The organism is Williamwhitmania taraxaci (assembly GCF_900096565.1).
Classification (GTDB): Bacteria; Bacteroidota; Bacteroidia; order Bacteroidales; family Williamwhitmaniaceae; genus Williamwhitmania; species Williamwhitmania taraxaci.
In genome coordinates, this window is sequence record NZ_FMYP01000122.1 from 1 (window position 1) to 5,449 (window position 5,449).

The 5,449-nt window shown below is 38.6% G+C and carries 5 protein-coding genes and 1 pseudogene; all 6 read left to right on the top strand.

All coding sequences use genetic code 11. The features are described from left to right. Positions 1-307 (top strand): annotated as a pseudogene (locus BLS65_RS18520) (hypothetical protein); the annotation flags it as partial. Between the two features lie 314 nt (positions 308-621). Continuing rightward, positions 622-1,146, top strand: coding sequence for a response regulator transcription factor (locus BLS65_RS17080; RefSeq protein WP_092441008.1), 525 nt, complete (start codon positions 622-624; stop codon positions 1,144-1,146). 156 nt (positions 1,147-1,302) lie between these two features. Further along, on the top strand, positions 1,303-1,773 hold the full coding sequence (locus tag BLS65_RS17085) for a hypothetical protein (protein WP_092441009.1): 471 nt from the start codon (positions 1,303-1,305) through the stop codon (positions 1,771-1,773). Positions 1,774-2,884: 1,111 nt separating this feature from the next. Beyond that, positions 2,885-3,088, top strand: coding sequence for a helix-turn-helix transcriptional regulator (locus BLS65_RS17090; RefSeq protein WP_092441010.1), 204 nt, complete (start codon positions 2,885-2,887; stop codon positions 3,086-3,088). A 5-nt stretch (positions 3,089-3,093) separates the two neighbouring features. Then, positions 3,094-5,139 carry an ATP-binding protein gene (locus tag BLS65_RS17095; protein WP_092441011.1) on the top strand — a complete coding sequence of 682 codons (2,046 nt, stop codon included), beginning with the start codon at positions 3,094-3,096 and terminating at the stop codon, positions 5,137-5,139. Positions 5,140-5,304: 165 nt separating this feature from the next. Then, positions 5,305-5,449: helix-turn-helix domain-containing protein (locus tag BLS65_RS18850; protein ID WP_317039071.1), on the top strand; the 145-nt coding region annotated here is incomplete at its 3' end.

Consider the following 5,449-nt stretch of genomic DNA (forward strand, 5'->3'; position numbering starts at 1 on the left):
AACAAATGGTATGGTTGAAAGAGCAAATGGAACCATTAAAAACAATACGATTAAAAGAACTGAATACAATAATAAGGATGAAATGCAAAAAGGCTTAATTGAGTTTTTGATGTATTATATTCTCTACCGAAGACACGGAGGTTTAAGAAAAGAACTTAATGTGAAAACACCTTTTCAAGCTATCGAAAAATGGTTCGAAATTAAACCGGAAATATTTTTACAAGAACCTGATGAGTTTAAAAATAAAGTTTTATCTTTGAAATATATTAATCAAACAAGTTGTCATAAACAATCTTGTGAAACTTGACAGCAACCAATATTCGCTACAAGTGCCCCTACACTTATATATGCCAAAAAAGGCCAAAACGTGACAAGCTTTTTTGTTATTTATAATCGTTGTAAATATTACTCTCTCTATTTCTTAGCATTATCTACCAAAAAAAAATCAACCACAGAATATTTTATTTTCCATTCCAGTGCCAGCAGCCTCTGTTTTCGGGCATAATGAGTTAAGGTATGAACACTCACCATCGCAAAAAATCATAAAATACTATTGCCCCCAATTACATTATTAGCTACCTTTAGGCATCGCTTTATTGTTTTAACTCACAACCCGAAACAATGATAAAGCTTGCCATAATACGTGCCCTTCAGGAAGAGACAATCGGAGATGAGCGCCAAGACCAGCTGAGCAGCCCTACCCAGGAGCAAATAATTTCATTTATTCACCTCACACTCCCCCTTGAGCAAGAGCTGGAGCTGCTACGGATTATTTGCGAACATCAGGAAATCGAGAATGGAATGGTTGCGGCCACTTCTGTTTACCCCAAAACAGCCGCCACAACCGAGCTATCTGCCAGCTACCAAAATAAGGGAAAGGTGCTCCGCGGGCTTACGCTTATGAATCGTTTCATCCAAAGCTTACCCACCCCAGCCAATGAGCAGCACAACTGCTTCAAGCTCACCTGTCGCGAAGTCGAGATCATGGAGCTCATTACCCGCGGCCTCTTGAACAAGGAGATTGCCGCCAAGCTAAACATCAGCCCACAAACAGTAAAAAATCACCTCCGGAAAATTTTTCAAAAGCTTCGCGTAGAAAACCGTACCGAAGCCACTGCCCTTTGGCTCGCCATGCTCCCCCGATAGGCCTTCTCGCCATTTTCCATCAACCCATATAGCCCAAATGGGCTATTTTTTTGAACAAAAAGAGGTTATAACTTGCATCCAGTTGAGTGAGTATTTTGGCAACATACCTCACTGCAACAGCAAGTAACTATTTTATTAACCTTAAATCTGATTCAGATGGAAACGAAAATTACAGGTACCATAGGACCTGTTACAAAAAAGACCATTCTCGATGAGATTGACTCCATTCAGAGCAAGCTACCTTTTCTTATTAACCTCAAGGCCGACGACAGGCATAACCTCGCCAAAATGGGCGACAAAACCTTGGCCTTTGTAACTAAAGGGTTGGACTATGCCAAGCAAAATCCGACTATTGTGCCTCCTTTTTTAGATGTAACACAGTTTGAGAATGAGGTAAATGTAGTAACCGACCTCTCGAGTATTATGAAATCGATAAGGCAGCTGCTCGAAAAGATTGACGATACAACAATGCTCGCCGGTAGCGAAGCGTATGCCAGCGCACTTGTTTTTTACAATGCAGTAAAAAGCGCCTCCAAGGTAGATGTTCCCGGCATGAAGTCGATTTACGAGGACCTACAGACCCGCTTCCCCGGCAGGGGCAAATCAAACCATCCTGACGAAGAATAAACCACCCATACCCCGATGGCTATACCACCACCGGGGTTAATCGGACTTTTACGGCAAACATCCATAAGTCCAACAACGCCCAACAGAGAGAGGGTCGCCATAAAAAGCAGCAGCTGAGATTCACAGGTTCCCAGCTGCGCCTACAGGGTAGACCCTCTCTCGTTTTTTACCGACAAAATTGCCTCTCCCCGAATCCACGGCAACGCAATTTACCTCCATCTTTGCCTTTTGAGCATTGAGCCCCACACGCAGCGTATTGCCGCCAACGCTCCAACACTCCACCACCAAACTTTTAGAATCGAGTTCACTGCTCGCTAAAACCAGCTTAGCTTTCCAGGAATCCAGCTTCTAGCGCCGAGAGTCGGCTTTGTTGCCGCGAGAGTCGGCTTGGATTCTCCCAACAACTTTTTTGTATCTCAGAGAGTCGACGTGGTTACGCCGAGAGTCGAGGCCGACTCTCGGAGAGTCGGCGTGGATTCTCCCCACAACCATCATTGTATCGCAGAGAGTCGGCGTGGATTCTCTGAGAAGCAAAATTGCTATCGGGAGAGTCTACGTTGTTGCTGCGAGAGTCGAAGCCGACTCTCTGACTAACCTTTTTGATTCTCCGAGAAGCAAATTGCCTCTCCGAGATACCTTTTTCTCACTCAGAGAAGCAAATTGCCTCTCTGGGTAGCAAATTGCCTCTCGGCCTAGCAATTTTCCTCTTCGAGAGGCAATTTAAGGGGAGAGTGAAAGGTTGGAGGTAAACCTATAAGTAAGCATAGAGAGACTAAAAAATATTCGCTCGCCGTTTGATGAGCAATAAATAAATAATGCTACTTTTAAAAATATAAACCTTCAAAAAAGTTAGGTTTATTAATGAGTTGTGTCTCATTGTAGGGCGACCTTACGAATATCAACATTTGTGATGACATCGGAGGACAAAAGCCATCCCTTCGCAAAATTAAAAGAGGTGTTTAATCTATACACTTGCCAACACAAAAACACCACAATTAATTTTGCCCAACCACACCCAAAGCCAATCGACCACTCAACTTATTGACAACGAAAATTAAAAAAACAACTCTATTAAAAATAAATCAATATCTTTGCATGATATGCAATTAAAATGAGCAAAAAAGCAATAAATAGACTAAAGGTTGTGCTTGTTGAGAAGAATATTAGCGGCAAGTGGCTTGCTGAGAAACTTGACAAGAATGAAGCAACTGTTTCAAGATGGTGCACAAACGATGTTCAACCACCATTGACAACACTTGTAAAAATTGCGGAGGTTCTAAAAGTTAGCTTAACTGAATTATTAAATGACAAATAGAGGTAATGGGAAACACTAACTCAAATACAATTCCATTTAAAGTTTCAGCTAGAACTGCAAGGTTAATTGGTAGAGAAAACATTGCAAATGCTAAAGGAGCAATAATTGAACTTGTCAAGAACAGCTATGACGCAGATAGCAAAGTTTGTATTGTATATTTTGACAATAAATATTCAACCTTTTTATCAGAAATTAATGACTCCCATTTTCAAAATCTCATTAAATTAGGCGTTTCAGAAGAACTGTTGAAAGACATTTATTTAAGACAAGAAAGTGAAGAAAAATACATATTAAACAATGTGATTGATGATGAGAAAAAAATATTGTTCAAAAATCTAATTTCTAAACTTGCGTCACTATATGTAATAGATTTCGGAGAGGGAATGACTCAAAATATCATTAGAGACCATTGGATGACAATCGGCACAGATAATAAAGCCAATGATATTTTCACAAAACATGGCAGGGTAAAATCAGGCGCAAAAGGCATAGGTCGATTTGCCTTAGATAAGTTGGGAAGTAAGTGTGAAATGATAACCATTTTTAATCCAGACCCTTTGATTCATAAACCAGATACAGATATTGAAGGAAATTTGACAAACTACAAAGGATATAAATGGGTTGTTAATTGGGAGGATTTTGAGGGTGATTATAAAACGATTGATAAAGTAGGTGCCATTTTAACTGGCATAACCACAGATTTCATAAAAGATGAAATAGTAGCTAAAATCGAAAATATTGATTTGTCGAAAATTGAATCAGAAAAGGATTTCAAATATGGAACAGTTTTAAAAATAAATGAACTTCGAGATAATTGGGAAGACTATTTTGTTGACCAAGTTTATTCTGATTTAGAAGTTTTAGTTCCTCCAAAGGAGGCCGGAGGATTTGAAATATTTGTTTACAGTTCATTAATGCAGAATAAATATGGGGAGGTTCTTGGCTCTATTTGCGATGATTATGACTACAAACTTGTTGCAAATGCTGATGAGAATCAAAATGTAAAGATTAAAATTTACCGAAACGAATATGATATTGAATTAATTCCCAATGATTTCTTTGATAGAGCGGCAATGCAAAAAGAGTATTTTAGGAAAATTGATTTTATTAAGGGATTTTGGGAAAAAACAACCACTTACTCAGAACTAATTAAAGGGTTTAAAGAGGTGGATGAAGATGACACATTCAAAAATATAGGTGTCTTTAATTTTACTTTTTACTTTTTAAAAAGACAGCCTTCACCTGAAGCTAAAAAGTTTTTCAATAGAAACTTTATGCATAACAACAGAAGAGATTGGCTTAATAAATTTGGTGGAATTAAACTTGTGCGAGATAATTTTAGAGTTAGACCATATGGAGAGGTGAAAAATGTTGCTTTTGATTGGCTTGGACTTGGAAATAGAAAATCAGCTAGCCCTGCTGGTATTGCTAAACCTGAAGGTGGGTATAAAGTTGAACCTGAAAATGTTGCTGGTGCTGTGAATATTTCGAGACTTACAAACGTAAATTTTGAAGATAAATCAAGCAGAGAAGGGCTACAAGAAAATAAGACTTTTCAGATTTTCACAAAATTAATTGCTGAAATTATTTCAGAATTTGAAAAGGATAGAGCCTACATTGCTAGAGAAATGGCTGAATATGACAATATCAAATTTGGGCCAGAAAGGGATAGGCAAAAAGCTGAAAAACTAAAGAATGAAATATTAGCAAAGAGTAGAGCTAAAAAAGAGTCTAACGCTAACAACAATACAAATAATAATTCGCAACAAGAACCAGAAACCGAATCAGATAAAGAAAAGGAGATACTTGCAAGTGAACTGGATAGAAAAGAAGAAGAAATTGAAAAACTTAAAGAAGAACAAAAAGTTTTAAGAGGGTTGGCAAGTAGTGGAATAGTTTTAGCATCATTTAGTCACGATTTAAGTAAGTTGAATGATGTCCTTGCCTCTAGAACAGAAAAGCTAAAAGACTTAATGTTAGAGAAGATGACTGAGGGAGAATACAGCAAATTAAAAGACAGCCTAAATTCAAGTAACAAATGCAACTTATAGGATTGATTGGAGAGAAAGGAATTGCATTTTTTCAGAACAGGAAGATGAGAATTACTCACCTTCGCTGCTCCGATGGAAAAAATGTGGTTCTTTACCCCCTAAGTCCTCTAAAAATAAGTTGTAATGGCGCACATCAACCAAGAGCAAAGGTATGTAATTACCCTCATGCTACAGCAAGGCAAGCTACAAAAAGAAATAGCCCTGTTTATCAACCGAAGCCCTTCCGTGATATCCCGGGAGATTCGCAGGAACAGGGATGCCAAAACGGGCATTTACGAGAGCAACGTGGCGCAGCGTGCCTACGAGCGGC

What these genes read in the sequence shown, in the direction of transcription:
- BLS65_RS17080 (WP_092441008.1), top strand. Translation starts at nt 622, where the DNA reads ATGATAAAGCTTGCCATAATACGTGCCCTTCAGGAAGAGACAATCGGA.
- BLS65_RS17095 (WP_092441011.1), top strand. Translation starts at nt 3,094, where the DNA reads ATGGGAAACACTAACTCAAATACAATTCCATTTAAAGTTTCAGCTAGA.
- BLS65_RS17085 (WP_092441009.1), top strand. Translation starts at nt 1,303, where the DNA reads ATGGAAACGAAAATTACAGGTACCATAGGACCTGTTACAAAAAAGACC.
- BLS65_RS17090 (WP_092441010.1), top strand. Translation starts at nt 2,885, where the DNA reads ATGAGCAAAAAAGCAATAAATAGACTAAAGGTTGTGCTTGTTGAGAAG.